This window comes from Aromatoleum sp., from assembly GCF_036675785.1.
Classification (GTDB): domain Bacteria; phylum Pseudomonadota; class Gammaproteobacteria; order Burkholderiales; family Rhodocyclaceae; genus Aromatoleum.
Genome location: NZ_JAKFEF010000013.1, coordinates 50,536 through 69,239, shown reverse-complemented (window position 1 = coordinate 69,239; position 18,704 = coordinate 50,536). Strand labels below are relative to the sequence as shown.

Sequence of the window (18,704 nt, the reverse complement as noted above, 5' to 3'; positions counted from 1 at the left end):
GGGGCCTGGTTTAATATCCGGCCGGCTTTTCACACCACCACAAGAGGAAAAGAGCATGAAAGTTTTCGTTGCTGCCGCGGTCGCCGCGGGTCTGCTGTCCGCCGCTCCGGCGTTTGCCTCCGCCGACCTGGCGAAGGCCAAGAACTGCCTGGCCTGTCATGCGGTAGACAAGAAGCTGGTCGGCCCGTCCTACCAGGAAGTGGCGAAGAAGTACGCCGGCCAAGGCGATGCCGTCGCCAAGCTGGCGGACAAGATCCAGAAGGGCGGTTCCGGCGTCTGGGGCGCGATCCCGATGCCCGCGAACCCGCAGGTCAGCGCCGAAGAAGCCAAGACCCTGGCGACCTGGGTCCTGTCGCAGAAGTAATCGACGCCCGACGTCGTGAGAAGAACCAGCCCCTCGGCTGGTTTTTTTTCGTCCCGGGTTTTCGGAGCTGCCGGCGGTCGATTCCGATGGCCGGCAAGCGCGACTTCGTCGCGATCGGACGCGGTGGCGCTGGCGCGATGTGCCGGATGGCGCGTCCGACCGTTCAGTTCAACAGGCCGTGCGGCGGCCGTGCCATCCACGCCGAGATCGCCGCAGCCGGGGCCGGGCGCGAATAATGGAAACCCTGCATCACGTCGCAGCCGAGCGCCTTCAGGGTTTCCGCCTGCTCCGGCCGTTCGACGCCTTCGGCGACCAGTTGCAGGCCGAAGCCGCGGGCGATGCCGGCGATCGCGCAGATCACCGGGTTCGTCGTCGGACCGTCGATGTCGCGAACGAAGCTGCGGTCGATCTTCAACGTGCTGACCGGGAATTTCTGCAAATACGCAAGTGCGGAGTAACCGGTGCCGAAATCGTCGATCGCGATCCCGACGCCGACTTCACGCAGCTGCTGCACCTTCTGTGCGACGCGCGTCGCGTCCTGGATCATCATGCTCTCGGTGATTTCGAGCTCCAGGCGGTTCGGCGGAACACCGTGGCGCTGCAGGCAGTCCCGCACCGAGGCGACGATGTCGCCGCGTTCGAAGTCGTGCGTCGAGAGATTCAGGGACACGGTGAGGTCGACCAAGCCGTCCCGGCGCCACTCGGCGAGTTGCGCGCAGGCGCGGTCCATCACCCACAGGCTGACGTCGCCGATCAGGCCCATCTCTTCGGCGATCGGAATGAAGATGTCCGGCCCGACGAGTCCGTTGGTCGGGTGGTTCCAGCGCAGCAGTGCCTCCATCCCGACGACGCGGCGTTGCGCGAGGCTGACCTGCGGCTGGAAGTACAGCTCGAATTCGGAACGTTCGAGCGCCCGGCGCAGGTCGTGCTCGAGCTTGATCCGCGCGCACTGGTGGCCGCTCAGCTCGGGATCGAAAAGGCGGAAACCGTTCTTGCCTGAACGCTTGACTTGATACATCGCGATGTCTGCGTGTTGGGTCAGCGTCTCCGCGTTGGTGCCGTGGCGCGGAAACACCGAGATGCCGATGCTCGCGGTCACCCGGTGTTCGCCGTGCTCGAGCGCGAACGGCGTGTCGAGCGCGGCGAGCACCTTGCGCGCGGCGATCTCGGCGTCCGCCAGATCATCGATTTCAGGCAGGAGAACCGTGAACTCGTCGCCGCCGAGCCGCGCGAGCGTGTCCCCGCGCCGCAGCGCCGACGTCAGGCGATGGGCGATGCCGCGCAGCAGCAAGTCACCCGTGGCGTGGCCGTAACTGTCATTGACGAGCTTGAAACGGTCGACGTCGACGAACATCACCGCGAGCGAGCCGTTGCGGCGCTGCGCCTGCGCGATCGCGAGTTCGAGCCGATCCTTGAACAGCACCCGGTTGGGCAGTCGTGTGAGCTGGTCGTGATAGGCCTGGAACGCGATGATCTCTTCGGCCCGTTTGCGCTCCGAGATATCTCGCGCAACCCCGTACAGGCCAGCGTAACGCCCCTGGCCTTCGGCAATCCCGCGGCCGAGCATCGGAATGCCCTTCAGCGCGACGGTTACGTGCCCGCTTCCCGCTTCGAGCGGCCGGCGCAGCCGTAACTCGGCATTGAAAGTTCCGCCGCCCGCTTTTTCCGGCGTGCGCAAGAAGCGTTGCGCGCGCTCGACGTCTTCTGGCATCACGACCGACAGGAAGGGGCGGTTCAGCAGCCGGTCCCGCTCGACGCCGAGCAGGTCTTCGACGCGGGGATTGAGATAGCTGAACATGCCGTCGGCGTCGAGGGTGAAGATCAGGTCCGGCGAGCTTTCGACGAGATAGCGGTGCAGGCGCTCGGACGCGCGCAGCTGCTGGCTCATTTCGCGGTTCGCGCGCTCGAGCGAGGTTTTGTGCAGCGCGCCTTGGACGGCCCGCTGCAACTGCGCAACGTGGTAAGGCTTGCGGACGAAGTCGTCGGCGCCGCGGCGCAGCGCGCCGATCGCCGCGTCGATCGCGTCCTCCCCCGAGATCATGATGACCGCTTCCTCGCGCTGGCGGCTTGCGAGCCAGTCGAGGACGGCGAGCCCGGTGCCGTCCGGCAGGCGATAGTCGAGCAGGATCAGGTCGTACTGCGTCGTCGAAAGCTGCGCGACCGCTTCGGCGACGCTCGCACACGCGTCGAAGCTGCGCCCGTCCTGCGCGAGCAATTGCGGGAGCGCGCGGCGCAACGGCGCGTCGTCGTCCACGATCAGGATGCGCGACGGCTGCGACTCCGACTGCAAGTCGGACGGATTGCCGAAAAACGGCTTCTCTACCGGAATGACCATGCTCCCCCGACCCTTTCAGTAGGTTTTGTCATTATGTTGCGAGGTGTCATCGCGCTGACGCGTGGCGAGCGGAAGCAGCAGCTGGAAGCTCGTGCCGGTGCCGCTCTGGCTGCGGCAGAGGATGTTGCCCTGCCATTGCTGCATGATTTCCCGGACGATCGACAGCCCGAGACCGTCGTGATCCGGTCCCTTGGCGCTCGGTCTCGGCGTGAAGAGATCCGCGAGGCGGGCAGGTTCCAGGCCCGGTCCGTTGTCGATCAGCCGGATCTCGAGGCAGGGCATCCCGTTCGAAAGAACCTGCCCGGGCACGGTGACCGCAAACCGGCCGCCGGGCTGGAGCGCCTCGGACGCGTTGCGGAAGAGGTTCAGCAGGACCTGCCGGAGCGCCGAACCCGGCACCGCGACCGGTCCCAACCCTGCCGCGATGCGGAGTTCGAAGCGAATGCCGCGGCTTTCGAACAGCGCGTCGCCGTACAGCCCGCGCAGGTCGTGCAGCAGTTCCGGCACGCTGCAGCGGTCCGCCTCGGGGCCGGCCGCCGGCGCCTCGCCCGCGCGCTGCAGCAGGTTCGCGACGCGATCGATTTCGCCGTGCAGGATGTCCAGGTTCCCTGCCAACTCCGTCGCCTCGGGGTGACGTTGTCTCATCAGGCCGAGGTAGCCCTTGATGACCGTCAGCGGATTGCGGGCCTCGTGCGCGAGTCGGCGGGCGTGTTCGCGGTAACGCGCTTCGACCGCGCTCACCACCCGCTCCTGCGCGGCGCGCTGCTCGTGAATCGCGCGCACGCGGCGCGCCGCGGCGCCGCAGAGTTCGACCAGCTGGCGGCGGACGGCGGGGGCGAGCGGGCGTCGCTCGTCCGCCGCGACCACGGCGACCGCTGCCACGCCGTGCCGATGCAGCGGCAGGCATTCGATCCCGTCGCCTCCGAGCCAGCGCGCGACGCAGCGGTCGTGGATGCTGCGCCCGGCCGCTGAAAGCGTCGCGAACCACAGCGAGGGCTGCCCCGAGCGCGCGGCCAGCGCGATCATGCTCGTCGGGTCGTCCAGGCGTTGCGCGAGTTCCGCATACCACTGCGCGATCGCCGCTTGCTCGCCTACGGCTGCCAGCGGCTCGAGTCCCCCGCGCTCGTTGGCGAAGACCACGAGAGGCGGGGCTTGCCGGCACAGCAGTCGGGTCGCGATCGCGAGGCGCGCCGCCGCGCCGTCGGCGTCGTCGCCGGAAAAGGCTCCGGCGAGCAGCGCCGCCACCGCGATATCGTTCGCCGCGCCGCCGCGCGCGGGCGCGATGTCCGCAAGACGCAGCGCGGGGGCTGGCGCGAGGTCGACGGGGAACGAGCCGGCGTTCGTGGACGGCGGCAAATCGGCCGGCGGCTGCACGATGAAGCCGACGTCGGTGCGCAGGCTGAGCAAGGTTTCCGTTTCGAGTCCCGATATTTCGGCGAGTCGCACGAGGCGCGCCTGCCAGCCTTCGCCCGCGAGGGCCTTCGCGACTCCAAGCAGGCGGACGAGCGGATGCGCGCCTGCGAGTTCCTCTTCGAGCACGGGCTGAAACGCGAGCGCGTCGACGATCGGCCCGATCAGGCCGCACTGTGCGGCGATGCGCGCGGCGAGACGGTCCGGTGCGGCCTCGATGCGGTGAAGATTCCCGTCTGCGGCGCGCAGCGGAAGCTGCTCCGGGCGATCCCCTTCGCCAGCGTGCAGGCCGGACACGAGCGGCAACTCATCGAGGCGATGCCAGAGTCCGGCGAGGTAGGCTTCGTCGGGGTAGGGATAATGCGTCTGGTGCGCGAGATGGAGCGCGCATTCGGCCACGAGTTGCGCCCGGTCCCGCGCTTCCCGTTCCCGGGGCGGCAGCGTATGGATGGACGCAAGCAGCCAGGCGCGCAACAGGTCCGCGCCGAGCGTCTGCAGGCGCTGAATCAGTTCGGTTCGCAGGGTGGACGCGAGGCGCATCCCCGGCAACGGCGAAGCTTCGAGAATCGAGAAGACGAGTGCCGGGTCGCGCACGATCAGCGACGCGATTTCGTCCCAGTCGGGCCGGTACGAAACGAGCTGGCGCAACAATGCTTCCCGCTGCCCGGATGCCGGGTCGAGATCGGATTGGGGAAACGCCGTGCGCTCGTGAGGGGCCGTCATTGCGTCCTCGTCTGTTCCTCGGCCCATTCTAGGTGCGCGATCGCGGCGCAAGAGTGATGGATTGCACGTCGCGCGCTATGCGGCGGGTCAGAACGCAGGCGCCGGTGCGACCCTCATTCCTCGAGACTGTCGGCAAAGGCCAGCGCGCCGACGAGCGCGTGGTTGATGCGCTCGGGGGCGATCTGCATTTCCGCGGCGTACTTCCGCAGCGCGGCCGGGTCGAAGCTTTCGCACGCACGCGCGAGCTTCAGGAAAGGCGCGTAGGGGCCCTGTCCCGCAAGCAGCGCGTCGGTGACCGGCGCCGGAAGATGCATTTCGTCGAGCACGGCGTTCATCGACGTGCCGAGCAGCACATTCAGCAGCGAGAAGGCGCCGGTGATGAAGAGGTTGTCGCGCTCCGACTTGTCGAAGAACGACGCGCCGATTTCTTCCATGAAGCGCCCGCGCGTGATCGACGTCTGCATCATCGCCGGCGCGCTCGGGTCGCGGCTCGCGCTGACGAGCAGCAGCGACAGCCATTTGTGCAGGTTCGCGTAGCCGAGAATGCTCACGGCGTGGCGGAACGACTGGATCTCGCACGACAGGCCGAATCCAGCGGAATTGATGTAACGCAGCAGCTTGTATGAAACCGCGACGTCCTGACGCAGCACGGCCTCGATGTCGCGCATCTCGGCATTGTTGCGGACGAGTCCGATCAGCCGGACGATCTGCGCGTGCCCGGGCGAAAGCGCCTTTTGCGCCGGGTTTCCGTGCAGGAAGAACCATCCCGACGCGCCGTCGTAACCGTTCCCGACCGCCGTCTCGAAAGCGCCCACGTCGGGCAGGCCCCATGCGAGCGTGATGCCGGGCGAACCGGCGGGGCGCTCGTGCTTGCGCCGGTCCATCAGGACGAAGCGCCAGTCGCATTCCGGCGGCAACGCGGTTTCCGGCGCGAACCAGCTCAGGCACGTGCTGACGCCGGCCTCGCGCAGTTGCGGCAGCAGCGCGCGCGTCTGCGGGTGACCGAGCGCCTGGGCGGGAATCTCGATCATCGCGTTTGCCGGCGCCTGCCAGTTCATCAGCTCGGGTGTCGGCACGAGCCGGCCGAGGCAGACGAAGACGGTGTGACGCGTCGGCCACGTCTCCCCGAGACCGTTGAGCATGTCGACCACGGCCCCGACATTCGGCCCGTGCGCGACGAGGCGGTTCGCCGTGATCGCCCGATTCTGGTTTACGACGGGCTCGCGGGTGAGCAGGGCGGAGTCGGTCATTGTGTCAGCGGGAAGAGTCGGCGGCGAACGTGAAAGCGTCGGAGTAAAAACGGTCGGCCGGAAGATCGCAGCGGGCGACGAGATCGCGCCGCGCCGCGTCGATCATCGCCGGCGCACCGCACGCATACACTTCATGGCCGGACAGGTCCGGGAGGTCCTGGACGACCGCCTCGTGGACGAGACCGGTGCGTCCGGTCCAGTCGTCGTCCGGCGCGGCGTCGGACAGCACCGGGATGTACCGGAAGCCCGGCAGCGCTTGCTCCCACGAGCGCGCGAGTTCGTCCCGGTACAGGCCGGCCCGCGTGCGTGCGCCCCAGTACAGCGCGATTGGCCGTTCCAGCCCGATATGGATCGCGTGCTCGATGAGGCTCTGGATCGGCGCGAAACCGGTGCCGCCGGCAATCATGACGATCGGGCGGCGGGAATCCTCGCGCAGCGAAAAACTGCCGAGCGGTCCTTCGAAGCGCAGGATCTCGCGCTCCTTCATGTCGCCGAAAACGTGACCGGTGAACGTGCCGCCTTCGACGCGGCGGATATGCAGTTCGAGGTGCTCGGCCTGATGGGGCGCGCTCGCGATCGAGAACGCGCGGCGGCGCCCGTCGGAGAGCAGGAAGTCGATGTACTGCCCGGCGCGGAAGCGGAAGGTCTCGGTCGCCGGCAGCTTTAGTTCGACGATCATCACGTCGTCGGCAGCGTGCTCGAGGCGCTGCACGCGGCACGGCAGTTTCTTCAGCGGGATGTCGTCGGTCCGGCGGACGTCGCGTGCTTCGAGCACGAGGTCCGAGCGCGCGTGCGCGCGGCAGAACAGTGTCAGGCCAGCCGCGCGGTCCGCGTCGGTCAGCGCGCCCGTCGAAACCGGGCCGAGGTCGACTTCCCCGCTGACCACCTTCCCCTTGCAGGCGCCGCACGCGCCGTCACGGCAGCCGTACGGAAGCACCAGGCCGGCGGCCAATGCCGCTTCGAGAATCGTCTGATCGTCGTCGGCGGTGAAGCGCTGTCCGCCTGGTTCGAGTGAAATCTGGAACGGCATCGGGCGTGAGATAATCCGTGCATGAAAAGAATATTGATCGTCGGGAGCGGCGATGTCGCAGCGCGCGCCATTCCGTGGCTCGCGCGACGGTTCAAGGTCTTCGCCGTTACCCGCTGCGCCGACGCATTCGACTCGCTCAGGAGCCTCGGCGCGACGCCCTTGCTCGCGGACCTCGACGATTTCCGCAGTTTGCGCCGCCTCGCCGGCATCGCCGACGCGGTGCTCCATTTCGCGCCGCCGCCCGAAAACGGGGCGCAGGACCCGCGCACCGGCCGGCTCCTGGCGTCTCTCTCAAGCCGCGAAAGTCTACCACAGCGCCTTGTGTACATTAGTACGACGGGCGTCTATGGCGACTGCGGCGGGGAATGGGTCACGGAAGCGCGACGCTGCGCCCCGCGCACCGACCGCGCGAGGCGCCGTGTCGATGCGGAACGGCGGCTGCGCCGCTTCGGCGCCCGCAACCGGGTCTCGGTCGGCATCCTGCGCGCGCCCGGGATCTACGCCGCCGACCGGCTGCCGCTCGCCCGGCTGCAGCGGGGCGAGCCCGTCCTGCGTGCGGACGAGGACGTGCACACGAACCACATCCATGCCGCGGACCTCGCGCGGCTCGCCTGCCTGGGGCTGTTCCGGTCGCGCCCCGGCCGCGTCTACAACGCGGTCGACGACAGCGGCATGAAAATGGGCGACTACTTCGACTTCGCCGCCGACCGCCTCGGCCTGCCCCGTCCGCCGCGGGTCTCGCGAAGCGAACTCGCCGGGCGGCTTTCGCCGATGGCGCTGTCGTTCATGTCCGAGTCGCGCCGCCTGTCCAACGAGCGCTTGCGCCGCGAGCTGCGCGTCCGCCTGCTTTATCCGACCGTGCGCGAAGGCTTCGCCGCGGCACTCAACCCCTCCGGAGGAAACGTTTGATGCTGGTTGTCAAAGCGCTGCACATCGCGTTCGTCGTGAGCTGGTTCGCCGGCCTGTTCTATCTGCCGCGCCTGTTCGTGAATCATGCGATGGTCGACGATGCCGCGACCCGCGAGCGCCTCGCGCTGATGGAATACAAGCTCTACCGCTTCATGACCCCGCTCGGCATCCTCGCCGTGCTGCTCGGCTTCTGGCTGTGGTTCGGTTTCGGCAACCGGTTCGCGAGCGCCGGATGGCTGCACGTGAAGACCACGCTCGTGCTGTTCCTGATCGCGTACCACCTGTACTGCGGCAAGCTGATGCGGGACCTCGCCGCCGGGCGCAGCACGCGCAGCCACGTGTGGTTCCGCGTGTTCAACGAAGTGCCGGTCCTGGTGCTGTTCGCGGTCGTGTTCCTCGCCGTGGTGAGGCCTTTCTGACTCCCCCGTGATGCGGCGAGAGGCCGGAGCCCGCGGGCCGCCGAGGGCGTTCCTGTTGCGTGGCTCCCGCCCCCGGCCCTGCGCCGCCCGATTTCCGACCGCCCCGGGTAGCGCATCCGCCGCCCGGCCCGAATCCTTCCCTTTTCCTGCGCCGCCGATCCCGATATGTCCGAATCCTTCTTTTCCCCCTGTCCGCGCGGTCTCGAGCCGATGCTCGCCGATGAACTCGCGGCGCTCGGCGCCAAGGCCCTCGCGCCGACCCATGGCGGCGTCGGCTTCGCCGGTGACTGGGCCACGTGCTACCGTGTGAACCTCGAGAGCCGGCTGGCGACCCGTGTCATGTGGCGCCTCGCCGAAGGGCGCTACCAGGCCGAGGAGGACATCTACCGCCTCGCATACGGCGTCACGTGGGCGAAGTGGTTCACGCCCGACGACACGATCCGCATCTACGTGACCGCGAAGCAGTCGCCGCTGAGGAGTCTCGAATTCGTCACGTTGCGGATCAAGGACGCGGTCTGCGACCACTTCCGCACCGTCACCGGCCGGCGCCCGAGCGTCGACACCGCGAACCCGGCCGTCCGCATTCACGCCTTCCTGACGCGCGACCGCGTCACGCTGTATCTCGATACGTCGGGCGAACCGCTGTACAAGCGCGGCTTCAAGCCCGCCGCCGTCGAAGCGCCGCTGAAGGAAAACCTCGCGGCCGGCATCCTCCGGCTCACCGGCTGGCAACCGGGCGAGCCGCTGCTCGATCCGATGTGCGGCAGCGGCACGTTCCTGATCGAGGCGGCGCAGATCGCGCTCGACATCGCGCCAGGTCTCGGGCGCGGCTTCGCGTTCGAACGTTTTCGCCACCTCGACCGGCCGGCCTGGGCAGGCTTGAAGCGTGCCGCGGAAGCCCGCCGGCAGCCGCCGCGGCGGCTCGCGATCTATGGCTCGGACATCGTCGGCGAGCAGGTGCGGCGGACCCGCGTGAACCTGCAGTCGGCGGGGCTCGGCGACTGTGTGTATCTGGATCGCGCCGATTTCCTCGCGCTCGAAGCGCCGGCCGGGGAGGGCGTGCTGGTGACGAACCCGCCGTACGGGGTGCGGATCGGCGAGGCGGAAGAACTGGCGGCGCTGTACCCGCAGTTCGGCGACGTGCTGAAGCGGCGCTGGAGCGGCTGGCGCTGCTATTTCCTCAGCGCCGATCCGGCGCTGCCGAAGCTGATCGGCCTGAAGGCAAGCAAGCGCACGCCGCTCTTCAACGGCGCGCTCGAATGCCGGCTGCTCGAATACAAGATGGTGTCGGGGAGCATGCGCCGCAAGCCCGCCGACGGCGACTGACGCGCGTCGGCTACGCCGACTTTTCCGTCGGCTAGCCCTTGACGCGTAGGTCGGACCGGGCGCAGCGATGTCCGAGGCGACGGACTCCGGTTGCCGAAAGACCGCTCAGACGATCCCGAGGTGCTGGATGCCGGACACCAGGTCCTTGTCGCCGTGTTTGCTGTGCAGCTTGATCTGCAGGCGCAGGTCGTTGATCGAGTCGGCGTTGCGCAGCGCGTCCTCGTAGCTGATCTTCTCGTCCTCGTAGAGATCGAACAGACTCTGGTCGAAGGTCTGCATGCCGAGCTCGCGCGAGCGCTTCATCACGTCCTTGATGCCCGGCACTTCGCCCTTGAAGATCAGGTCGGCGATCAGCGGAGAGTTCAGCAGCACCTCGACCGCGGGGACGCGGCCCTTGCGATCCTTCAGCGGCAGCAGGCGTTGCGAGATCAGCGCGCGCAGGTTTAGCGACAGGTCCATCAGCAACTGCGGCCGACGGTCTTCCGGGAAGAAGTTGATGATGCGGTCGATCGCCTGGTTCGCGCTGTTCGCATGCAGCGTCGCGAGACACAGGTGGCCGGTTTCGGCGAACGCGATCGCGTAGTCCATGGTCTCGCGGTCGCGGATTTCGCCCATCAGGATCACGTCGGGCGCCTGGCGGAGCGTGTTCTTCAGCGCGGCTTCCCAGTTGTCGGTGTCGATGCCGATCTCGCGCTGCGACATGATGCAGTTCTTGTGCTGGTGCACGAATTCGATCGGGTCCTCGACCGTGATGATGTGACCGTAGGAATGCTCGTTGCGGAAGTCGACCATCGCCGCGAGCGAGGTCGTCTTGCCGGTGCCGGTGCCGCCGACGAAGATCACGAGCCCGCGCTTGGCCATCGCGACATCGCGCAGCACCGCCGGCATGCCGAGTTGCTCGAAGTTCGGGACTTCCTGCGGGATCGTGCGCAGTACGAGGCCGACCTTTCCCTGTTGCATGTAGGCGTTCGCGCGGAAGCGGCCAATGCCGCCCGGCGACACCGCGAAGTTGCATTCCTTCGTCGCCTCGAATTCGGCCGCCTGCTTGTCATTCATGATCGCCCGCGCGAGCTCGAGCGTGTGCTGCGGCGACAGCGACTGGTTCGATTGCGGGGTGACGCGCCCATCGATCTTGATCGCGGGCGGGAAGCCCGAGGTGATGAAGAGGTCCGAACCGTTCTTCTGCACCATCAGCTTGAGCAGATCGTGCATGAACTTCAGGGCCTGGTCGCGTTCCATGGTGCGCTCCGGCGGGAACTCCGCCATATATTTTCGATCGCGCGATTATCGTCGTTAACGCGGCGGAAGTGTGCGGAGCGGGCGGAGCGATCGCGGCCGCGCAACAGTGCGCCGGGCAGGTGGCAGCGCCGAGCGACGTGCCGGATGCGCGGAACCGGACGGGCGCCGGCCTCAGCCCGCGAAGTTGTCCTTGTTCTGCGCCTTGAGCTTCGCTTCGCCGACGGACACGACGTTGCGGCGGACGAGGTCGAGCAGGTTCTGGTCGAGCGTCTGCATGCCGACCGCCTGGCCGGTCTGGATCGCGGAATACATCTGCGCGATCTTGTTCTCCCGGATCAGGTTCCGGATCGCCGGCGTGCCGATCATGATCTCGTGCGCGGCGACGCGGCCCTGACCGTCCTTGGTCTTCAGCAGCGTCTGCGAGATCACCGCGCGCAGCGACTCCGAGAGCATCGAGCGCACCATGTCCTTTTCGGCCGCCGGGAAGACGTCGACGATCCGGTCGATCGTCTTCGCGGCCGACGACGTGTGCAGCGTGCCGAACACCAGGTGGCCGGTCTCGGCGCCGGTCAGCGCGAGGCGGATCGTCTCCAGGTCGCGCAGTTCGCCGACGAGGATCACGTCCGGGTCTTCGCGCAGCGCCGAACGCAGCGCGTTGTTGAACGACAGCGTGTCGCGGCTGACTTCGCGCTGGTTGATCAGGCAGCGCTTCGACTCGTGGACGAATTCGATCGGGTCCTCGATCGTCAGGATGTGGCCGTATTCGTTTTCGTTGATGTAGTCGACCATCGCCGCGAGGGTCGTCGACTTGCCCGAGCCGGTCGGTCCGGTCACGAGGACGATGCCGCGCGGCTGGTTCGAGATGTCCTTGAAGATTTTCGGCGCGTTGAGGTCCTCGAGGCTCAGCACCTTCGACGGAATCGTCCGGAACACCGCCGACGCGCCGCGGTTCTGGTTGAACGCATTGACGCGAAAGCGCGCGAGGTTCGGCACCGCGAACGAGAAGTCGCATTCGAGGACTTCCTCGAACTGCTTGCGCTGCCCGTCGTTCATGATGTCGTACACCATCGAGTGCACGTCCTTGTGCTCCATCGGCGGCAGGTTGATGCGCCGCACGTCGCCGTGGACCCGGATCATCGGCGGCAGGCCGGACGACAGGTGGAGGTCGGAGGCCTTGTTCTTGACGGCGAAGGCGAGCAGTTCGGTGATGTCCATGGGTTTGTCGCTGGAGTGCAGGGGCAGGCGAAGCGCGAGGGGAGGCGATGCTATACTGCTGCGCCTGTTTTGGGCCTCAAAGCCGCCGTTATATGACATCAATCGCCGCGAACTTGCAAGCCGTGCGCCAGCGCGTCGATGCGGCCGCGAAGGCCGCGCGGCGCGAGCCCGCCGCCGTCGCGCTGCTCGCGGTCAGCAAGACCTGGCCCGCCGCGTCGGTCGCCGAAGCGGCCCGCGCCGGGCAGCGGATGTTCGGCGAGAACTACGTCCAGGAAAGCGTTGCGAAGATCGCCGAGCTGCGCGACGCCCGACTCGAATGGCATTTCATCGGGCCCCTGCAGAGCAACAAGACGCGGGCCGTCGCGGCGCAGTTCGACTGGGTGCATTCCGTCGACCGGCTGAAGCTCGCCGAGCGGCTGGCGGAGCAGCGGCCCGGCGAGCTGCCGCCGCTGAATGTCTGCATCCAGGTGGACGTCAGCGGCGAGGAGAGCAAGAGCGGCGTCGCGCCCGACGACGTCCGCGGGCTCGCGGACCGGATCGCCGCGCTGCCGCGGCTGCAGCTGCGCGGCCTGATGGCGATTCCGGAGCCGACGCGGGACGAGGCGCTGCTGCGGTCGCGCTTTGCGACGCTTCGCCGCCTGCGCGACGAACTCAATGGTTCGGGTTTCACGCTCGACACGCTGTCGATGGGCATGTCGGACGATCTCGAGATCGCGATCGCGGAAGGGGCGACGATGGTGCGGGTCGGTACGGCGATTTTCGGTGCGCGGAACGCGCGCGAAGGATGAACATGACTGAACGATTGAAAATCAGCTTCCTCGGCGGCGGCAACATGGCGACGGCGCTGACCGGCGGGCTCGCCGAGCGCGGTTTCGCGGCTACCGACATCCAGGTCGTCGATCTGCAGGCGGAGAGCCGCGCACGGCTTGCCGGGCGCTTCGGCGTGCGCGCGGTCGAGAGGGTCGATGACGACGTGCTCGCGTGCGACGTCCTCGTGCTTGCAGTCAAGCCGCAGCAGATGAAGGCGGCCCTCGCGCCGCTCGCGGGGCGGCTCACGAACCAGACCGTCGTCAGCATCGCCGCCGGCCTTCGACTCGCCGACATCGGCCGCTGGCTGGGCGGTTACCGCCGCCTCGTGCGTGCGATGCCGAACACGCCGGCGCTGATCGGGGCCGGGATAACGGGCCTTTACGCGGACCCGTCGGTCGACGACGCCGGGCGCACGGCGGCCGAGCGGGTCCTCGCGGCGGTCGGCAGCACGGTCTGGATCGCCGCCGAGGCCCAGATGGATGCGGTGACCGCGGTATCCGGCAGCGGCCCCGCCTACGTCTTCCATTTCATCGAGGCGCTCGAAGCGGCCGGCACTTCGCTCGGCTTCGATGCAGCGACGGCGAGACGCCTTGCGATCGACACCGTCCTCGGCGCGGCGAAACTCGCGGCGGGGTCGGACGAGGCCCCGTCCGTGCTGCGGGAACGCGTGACGTCGAAAGGCGGCACGACCGAGGCCGCGCTCGCGAGCATGGCCGCGTCAGGCGTCTCCGACGCGATCGTGCGCGCGGTGCAGGCGGCCGATGCACGTGGCCGCGAGCTCGGCGAGCAACTCGGAAAGGATTGACCGCTCATGCTCGGCAACGTCGTTCTCCTGATCCTGAATACCGCAGTCGGCTTTCTCACGCTGATGCTGCTGGCGCGCTTCTTCATGCAATGGCAGCGCGTGTCCTTCCGCAACCAGATCGGGCAGTTCGTCGTCGCGACGACCGACTGGCTGGTGCGGCCGCTGCGCCGGGTGATTCCCGGTTTCATGGGCTTCGACCTCGCGAGCCTGCTGCCCGCGTGGGCGCTGCAGACGCTGCTGGTGTTCGTCGAGCTGTGGCTGCGGGGTGCGCCGCTCGGGGCGAACATGGTCGGCGTGTCGCTCGGTGTCCTCGGCCTCGGGCTGCTGGAACTCCTGCGGATGGCGATCTACCTCGTCATCGCGGTCGTGCTGATGTCGGCCGTGCTGTCGTGGGTCAATCCGCACGCGCCCGCCGCCTCGGTCTTCCACAATCTCTCCGCGCCATTCCTGCGCCCGTTCCGTCGCGTCATCCCGCCGATCGCGAACGTCGACCTGTCGCCGCTCGTGCTGCTGCTGGTGCTGCAGATCGTGCTGATGATCGTCGGCGGCCTGCGCGGCAATTTCGCCGCACTGCTGATCGCCTGATGAACGCCGAATGGCTGCGTGAAACAGCGGACGGGGACGTCGTCCTGTCGCTGCACGTGCAGCCCGGCGCGAAAAAGACCGAGTTCGTCGGCGCGCACGGCGACGCGATGAAGCTGCGCCTCGCCGCACCGCCGGTCGACGGCAAGGCGAATGCCGCGCTCGTCGTGTTCCTCGCCGGTTTCTGCAACGTCGGCCGCGCCGCGGTGACGCTCGTCAGTGGCGAGACGTCGCGCGCGAAACGGGTGCGGATCGACGGCATCGGCGCCGCGGCGCGCGAACGCCTGCGGCAGCTGGGCTAGCGGGGCCCGGCAGAAAAACGTGTAGGCCGGGGTAAGCGAAGCGAACTCCGACGCGGAGTGGGGGAGCCTCGACGTCGGACTTCGCCTGCGGCCCACTCCGACCTGCGTATCTCCGACCGCGACCTACCTACGGGCTCACCCGAGCCCGAGGCGGCGCCGTCAGCTCAGTTCATGCATCACCTGGCCTTCGACGACTGTGTAATGCACGCGCCCGGGCAGTTCGAGCCCGAGGAAGGGGGTGTTCTTGCCCTGGCTGCGCAGCTGATCCCGGCTCACGGTGAGGTGCGCGGCCGGATCGAATACGCACAGGTCGGCTCGTGCGCCGGGGGAAAGGTGCCCGGCTTTCGTGATGCCGACGATGCGTGCGGCGTCCGAGGTCACGCGCGCGAGCGCTTTCGCGAGCGGCAGGCGAGCTTCGGCGGCCCACTTCAGCGTCAGCGGCAGAAGCAGCTCGAGGCCGGTCGCTCCGGGTTCCGACTCGCTGAACGGCGTGAGCTTGCCGTCGTCGTCGACCGGCGTGTGGTCGGAGCACAGCGCATCGATGCGCCCGTCGGCAAGCCCCTGCCGCAGCGCGTCGCGGTCGCGCTCGCTGCGCAGCGGCGGCACCAGGTGGCAGTTGCTGTTGAAGAAGCCGATGTCCATCTCGGACAGATGCAGATGGTTGATCGACACGTCGCAGGTGATGTCGAGGCCGTCCGCGCGCGCCTGCTCGACGAGCGCGAGCCCCTCGGCGCTCGACAGGCGCGTCACGTGCAGGCGGGCGCCGGTGATGCGCGCGAGCTGGATTTGCGCGTACAGCGCGATCGTCTCGGCCGCGGTCGGAATGCCCGGCAGACCGAGCCGCGTCGCGACCTCGCCGTCATGGGCATGGCCGCTCGACAGGAACGGAGCGAGCGGCTGCAGCCAGACGCGGAAGCCGAAGGTCGCCGCGTACTGCATCGCTCGCAGCAGCACGGCGCTATCGACGATCGGCACGTTCGCCTGACCGAACGCGACGCAGCCGGCTTCGACGAGTTCGGCCATCTCGGACAGGCGTTCACCCTTGAGGCCGATCGTCAGCGCGCCGACCGGATAGACGTGCGCGCGATTCAGTTTTTTCGCGCGGTAACACAGCATCTCGACGAGGCCCGGCTCATCGAGCGCCGGGTCGGTGTCGGGCGGGATCGCGAGGCTCGTGACGCCGCCGGCCATCGCGGCGTCCATCTCGGATTCGAGCGTCGCGCGGTATTCGAAGCCGGGCTCGCGCAGCCGGGCGGCGAGGTCGATGAGCCCGGGCGCGACGACGAGGCCCGCGGCGTCGATCGTGCGGTCGGCCGAGAAGCCGTCGGGCGCGCGGCCAACGCCAGCGATCTTGCCCTCGGCCAGATACATGTCGCGCGTGTCGTCGAGTCCATTGGCCGGGTCGACGACGCGGCCATTGGCGATGCGGATCTTCATTTATTGCTCCCCTGCTGACCTGCCAACATGCTCATGACTGCCATCCGCACCGCGATGCCGAACGTGACCTGCTGCAGGATCACCGCCTGCGCGCCGTCGGCGACCGACGAGTCGATCTCGACGCCGCGGTTCATCGGGCCGGGGTGCAGCACGATCGCGTCCGGTTTCGCCAGCGCGAGCTTCTCGGCGGTCAGGCCCCACACCTTGTAGAACTCCTGCGGTGTCGGCAGCAGCGCGCCGTTCATGCGTTCGTTCTGCAGCCTGAGCATCATCACGACATCGACACCGCGCAGTCCTTCGCGGATGTCGTGGAAGACGCGCACGCCGAGCCGCTCGACGTCGGTCGGCAGCAGCGTTTTCGGACCGATGACGCGGACTTCGGGCACGCCGAGCGTCGTCAGCGCGCTGATCTGCGAGCGCGCGACGCGCGAGTGCAGCACGTCGCCGACGATCGCGACCGTCAGGTTCGTGAAGTCGCGCTTGTAGTGCCGGATCGTGTACATGTCGAGCAGGCCCTGCGTCGGATGCGCATGGCGGCCGTCGCCGGCGTTGACGACATGGATGTGGTCGCGGCCGGTCGCGAGCAGGTGCTGTGCGATCAGGAACGGCGCGCCGCTCGCGGCGTGGCGCACGACGAACATGTCGGCCTGCATCGCGCACAGGTTGTCGACGGTGTCGAGCAGGCTCTCGCCTTTCGCGGTCGAGCTCGTCGACACGTTGAGATTCACGACGTCGGCCGACAGCCGCTTCGCGGCGATCTCGAAAGTCGTCCGCGTGCGCGTCGAGTTCTCGAAGAACAGGTTGAAGATGCTCTTGCCGCGCAACAGCGGCAGCTTCTTGACCTCGCGCTCGGCGACTTCGGTGAAGGGCGCCGCGGTGTCGAGGACCGCGGTCAGGACGTCGCGCGGCAGGCCGTCGATCGTCAGCAGGTGCTGCAGTTCGCCGTGTTTGTTGAGCTGCGGGTTACGCATCGATCAGCCTCAGCGTGAGTTCGCCCGCGGCGCCGGATTCGAGCTGCAGGCTCTGGCTCGCGGGAAGGGGGTCGGGCAGGGTCAGCGCGCACCAGCGGGGCGCAATCGGCAGTTCGCGGTCGCCGCGGTCGACGAGCACCGCGAGGTCGACGCGCGCCGGGCGGCCGAAATCGAACAGCTCGTTGATCGCGGCCCGCGTCGTGCGCCCGGTGTAGAGCACGTCGTCGACGATGATCACGTCGGCGCCTTCTACCGGGAAGGGGATGTCGGTGCGCTTGGGCTGCGGATGCAGGCCTTTCGACGCGAAATCGTCGCGGTAGAACGAGACGTCGATCGAGCCCGGCGGGCGTGACAGCCCGAGGGCCTGATGGAGGCGGGCGGCGAGCCAGACGCCGCCGGTGTGGATGCCCACGAGCGCGGTGTCCGGCGACACGTGCGGTCGCATCTGCTCGACCAGCGTCCGGAAGAGCGCTTCTGCATCAAGACTTTGCATGTCGATTGTGGTCCAGGAAGTGTTGCAGGATGATCTGTGCGGCGACGGCGTCGAGGACTTCCTTGCGGGCTCGCCAGTCGCGCTGGCCGCCGTCGACGAGCGCGGCCTCGGCGGCGGCCGACGACAGGCGCTCGTCGCATTCGACGACCGGCAGCCCGAACCGGCCGCGCAGCTGGTTCGCGAAACGGCGGCAGCGCGCGGTCAGTTCGTGCGGGGTGCCGTCGAGGTGGCGCGGCACGCCGACGACGAGGCCGGCGGGGCGCCACTCGGCAAGGAGTTTTTCGATCGCGGCGAAGCGCGGCGCGCTCGCTTCGCCTGCGAGTGTCAGCAGCGCGTTCGCGTGGCCGGTTTCAAGTTCGCCGACTGCGACGCCGACGCGGGCGAGACCGAAATCGAAGCCGAGCAGCGTGCCGCGGGCGGGCAGGGCGGGCGCGTCGCGCGCCGGGTCAGGCATGCCCTGCGGACTCGCTGAGGTTCGCGAAATCGATCCCCAGTTTCTGCATCGCGGCGGCGAGGCGCTCCTCGGGCGGCAGGCCGAAGACGATCGCGAGGTCGGCCGGGACGGTGAGCCAGCTGTTCTCGGCGATTTCCTGTTCGAGCTGGCCGGCGGTCCAGCCGGCGTAGCCGAGCGTCACGAGCACTTCGAGCGGTTCGCCCTGCGTGCCGATCGACTGCAGGATGTCGCGCGAACTCGTCAGCGCGATCTCGTCGTTGACGACCAGCGTCGAGTGCCATTCGCCGGCCGGGCGGTGCAGCACGAAGCCGCGGTCGGTTTGCACCGGGCCGCCGAAATAGACCGGCTGCGCGGCGAAGCCTTCTGCTTCGAGCGGCAGGTCGACGCGTTCGAACAGCGCCGCGAGCGTCATGTCGATCGGCCGGTTGACGATGATCCCGAGCGCACCCTGCTCGTTGTGTTCGGCGATGTAGGTCAGCGAGCGGACGAAATTCGGATCGGTCATGCGCGGCATGGCGATCAGGAAGTGATGCGTGAGGTTCGACGTGATTTCGCTCATGGCTGCATTTTAGCCGTTCGTGCGGCGGTATGAGGGGGAACGTGCGCGCTGCCGCAGGGGTCGCGTCCGAA

At 68.1% G+C, this 18,704-nt stretch carries 19 protein-coding genes; 8 read left to right on the top strand and 11 right to left on the bottom strand.

The genetic code is table 11. The annotated features are described in order from the left end of the window. The first annotated feature begins 55 nt into the window (after positions 1–55). Positions 56–364: a c-type cytochrome gene (locus V6M37_RS03280; protein WP_332671025.1), complete on the top strand. Its 309-nt coding sequence runs from the start codon at positions 56–58 to the stop codon at positions 362–364. A 163-nt stretch (positions 365–527) separates the two neighbouring features. Here the strand turns inward: V6M37_RS03280 and V6M37_RS03275 are convergent, their stop codons facing one another. The 4 genes from V6M37_RS03275 to V6M37_RS03260 form a co-directional block, all read right to left on the bottom strand. Continuing rightward, positions 528–2,699, bottom strand: coding sequence for a putative bifunctional diguanylate cyclase/phosphodiesterase (locus tag V6M37_RS03275; RefSeq protein ID WP_332671020.1), 2,172 nt, complete (start codon positions 2,697–2,699; stop codon positions 528–530). 15 nt (positions 2,700–2,714) lie between these two features. Beyond that, positions 2,715–4,832, bottom strand: coding sequence for an ATP-binding protein (locus V6M37_RS03270; RefSeq protein WP_332671018.1), 2,118 nt, complete (start codon positions 4,830–4,832; stop codon positions 2,715–2,717). 113 nt (positions 4,833–4,945) lie between these two features. Then, a complete protein-coding gene (locus V6M37_RS03265; RefSeq protein WP_332671017.1) occupies positions 4,946–6,082 on the bottom strand; it encodes an EAL and HDOD domain-containing protein in 1,137 nt (378 codons plus the stop codon). A gap of 4 nt (positions 6,083–6,086) precedes the next feature. Next, entirely contained in the window at positions 6,087–7,112 is a 1,026-nt protein-coding gene (locus V6M37_RS03260) for a CDP-6-deoxy-delta-3,4-glucoseen reductase (RefSeq protein ID WP_332671016.1), read from the bottom strand. 21 nt (positions 7,113–7,133) lie between these two features. Here V6M37_RS03260 and V6M37_RS03255 point away from each other — a divergent pair, with 21 nt between their 5' ends. From V6M37_RS03255 to V6M37_RS03245, 3 genes are all read left to right on the top strand, one after another. Beyond that, positions 7,134–8,021: an SDR family oxidoreductase gene (locus tag V6M37_RS03255; RefSeq protein ID WP_332671014.1), complete on the top strand. Its 888-nt coding sequence runs from the start codon at positions 7,134–7,136 to the stop codon at positions 8,019–8,021. Continuing rightward, complete coding sequence (locus tag V6M37_RS03250) at positions 8,021–8,440, top strand: CopD family protein (RefSeq protein WP_332671013.1); 420 nt, start codon at positions 8,021–8,023, stop codon at positions 8,438–8,440. Before V6M37_RS03255 ends, V6M37_RS03250 begins: the two co-directional genes overlap by 1 nt. A gap of 165 nt (positions 8,441–8,605) precedes the next feature. Beyond that, positions 8,606–9,766 carry a THUMP domain-containing class I SAM-dependent RNA methyltransferase gene (locus tag V6M37_RS03245; protein WP_332671012.1) on the top strand — a complete coding sequence of 387 codons (1,161 nt, stop codon included), beginning with the start codon at positions 8,606–8,608 and terminating at the stop codon, positions 9,764–9,766. 105 nt (positions 9,767–9,871) lie between these two features. Here the strand turns inward: V6M37_RS03245 and V6M37_RS03240 are convergent, their stop codons facing one another. Next, on the bottom strand, positions 9,872–11,005 hold the full coding sequence (locus tag V6M37_RS03240) for a PilT/PilU family type 4a pilus ATPase (RefSeq protein WP_332671011.1): 1,134 nt from the start codon (positions 11,003–11,005) through the stop codon (positions 9,872–9,874). Between the two features lie 171 nt (positions 11,006–11,176). After that, on the bottom strand, positions 11,177–12,220 hold the full coding sequence (locus V6M37_RS03235; RefSeq protein ID WP_332671009.1) for a type IV pilus twitching motility protein PilT: 1,044 nt from the start codon (positions 12,218–12,220) through the stop codon (positions 11,177–11,179). Positions 12,221–12,312: 92 nt separating this feature from the next. Between V6M37_RS03235 and V6M37_RS03230 the strand changes: the two genes are divergently transcribed. Genes V6M37_RS03230 through V6M37_RS03215 form a run of 4 tightly spaced genes read left to right on the top strand, consistent with a single transcriptional unit; the run spans position 12,313 to position 14,719 of the window. Further along, entirely contained in the window at positions 12,313–13,008 is a 696-nt protein-coding gene (locus tag V6M37_RS03230; RefSeq protein ID WP_332671008.1) for a YggS family pyridoxal phosphate-dependent enzyme, read from the top strand. A gap of 14 nt (positions 13,009–13,022) precedes the next feature. Next, positions 13,023–13,835: a pyrroline-5-carboxylate reductase gene (proC, locus tag V6M37_RS03225; protein WP_332671024.1), complete on the top strand. Its 813-nt coding sequence runs from the start codon at positions 13,023–13,025 to the stop codon at positions 13,833–13,835. Positions 13,836–13,841: 6 nt separating this feature from the next. Continuing rightward, positions 13,842–14,420 carry a YggT family protein gene (locus V6M37_RS03220; RefSeq protein ID WP_332671007.1) on the top strand — a complete coding sequence of 193 codons (579 nt, stop codon included), beginning with the start codon at positions 13,842–13,844 and terminating at the stop codon, positions 14,418–14,420. After that, positions 14,420–14,719, top strand: a complete 300-nt coding sequence (locus V6M37_RS03215) for a DUF167 domain-containing protein (RefSeq protein WP_332671006.1) — start codon at positions 14,420–14,422, stop codon at positions 14,717–14,719. Before V6M37_RS03220 ends, V6M37_RS03215 begins: the two co-directional genes overlap by 1 nt. Before the next feature lie 159 nt (positions 14,720–14,878). On the opposite strand, the gene V6M37_RS03210 is transcribed toward V6M37_RS03215, so the two are convergent. Genes V6M37_RS03210 through V6M37_RS03190 form a run of 5 tightly spaced genes read right to left on the bottom strand, consistent with a single transcriptional unit; the run spans position 14,879 to position 18,633 of the window. Next, positions 14,879–16,156, bottom strand: coding sequence for a dihydroorotase (locus tag V6M37_RS03210; protein ID WP_332671004.1), 1,278 nt, complete (start codon positions 16,154–16,156; stop codon positions 14,879–14,881). After that, on the bottom strand, positions 16,153–17,127 hold the full coding sequence (locus V6M37_RS03205; protein WP_332671002.1) for an aspartate carbamoyltransferase catalytic subunit: 975 nt from the start codon (positions 17,125–17,127) through the stop codon (positions 16,153–16,155). The genes V6M37_RS03210 and V6M37_RS03205 overlap by 4 nt, the downstream gene beginning before the upstream one ends. Next, entirely contained in the window at positions 17,120–17,620 is a 501-nt protein-coding gene (gene pyrR / locus V6M37_RS03200; RefSeq protein ID WP_332671001.1) for a bifunctional pyr operon transcriptional regulator/uracil phosphoribosyltransferase PyrR, read from the bottom strand. The genes V6M37_RS03205 and pyrR overlap by 8 nt, the downstream gene beginning before the upstream one ends. Beyond that, on the bottom strand, positions 17,607–18,074 hold the full coding sequence (ruvX, locus tag V6M37_RS03195; RefSeq protein ID WP_332671000.1) for a Holliday junction resolvase RuvX: 468 nt from the start codon (positions 18,072–18,074) through the stop codon (positions 17,607–17,609). The genes pyrR and ruvX overlap by 14 nt, the downstream gene beginning before the upstream one ends. Next, positions 18,067–18,633, bottom strand: coding sequence for a YqgE/AlgH family protein (locus V6M37_RS03190; protein ID WP_332670999.1), 567 nt, complete (start codon positions 18,631–18,633; stop codon positions 18,067–18,069). Before V6M37_RS03190 ends, ruvX begins: the two co-directional genes overlap by 8 nt. Positions 18,634–18,704: the final 71 nt, after the last annotated feature.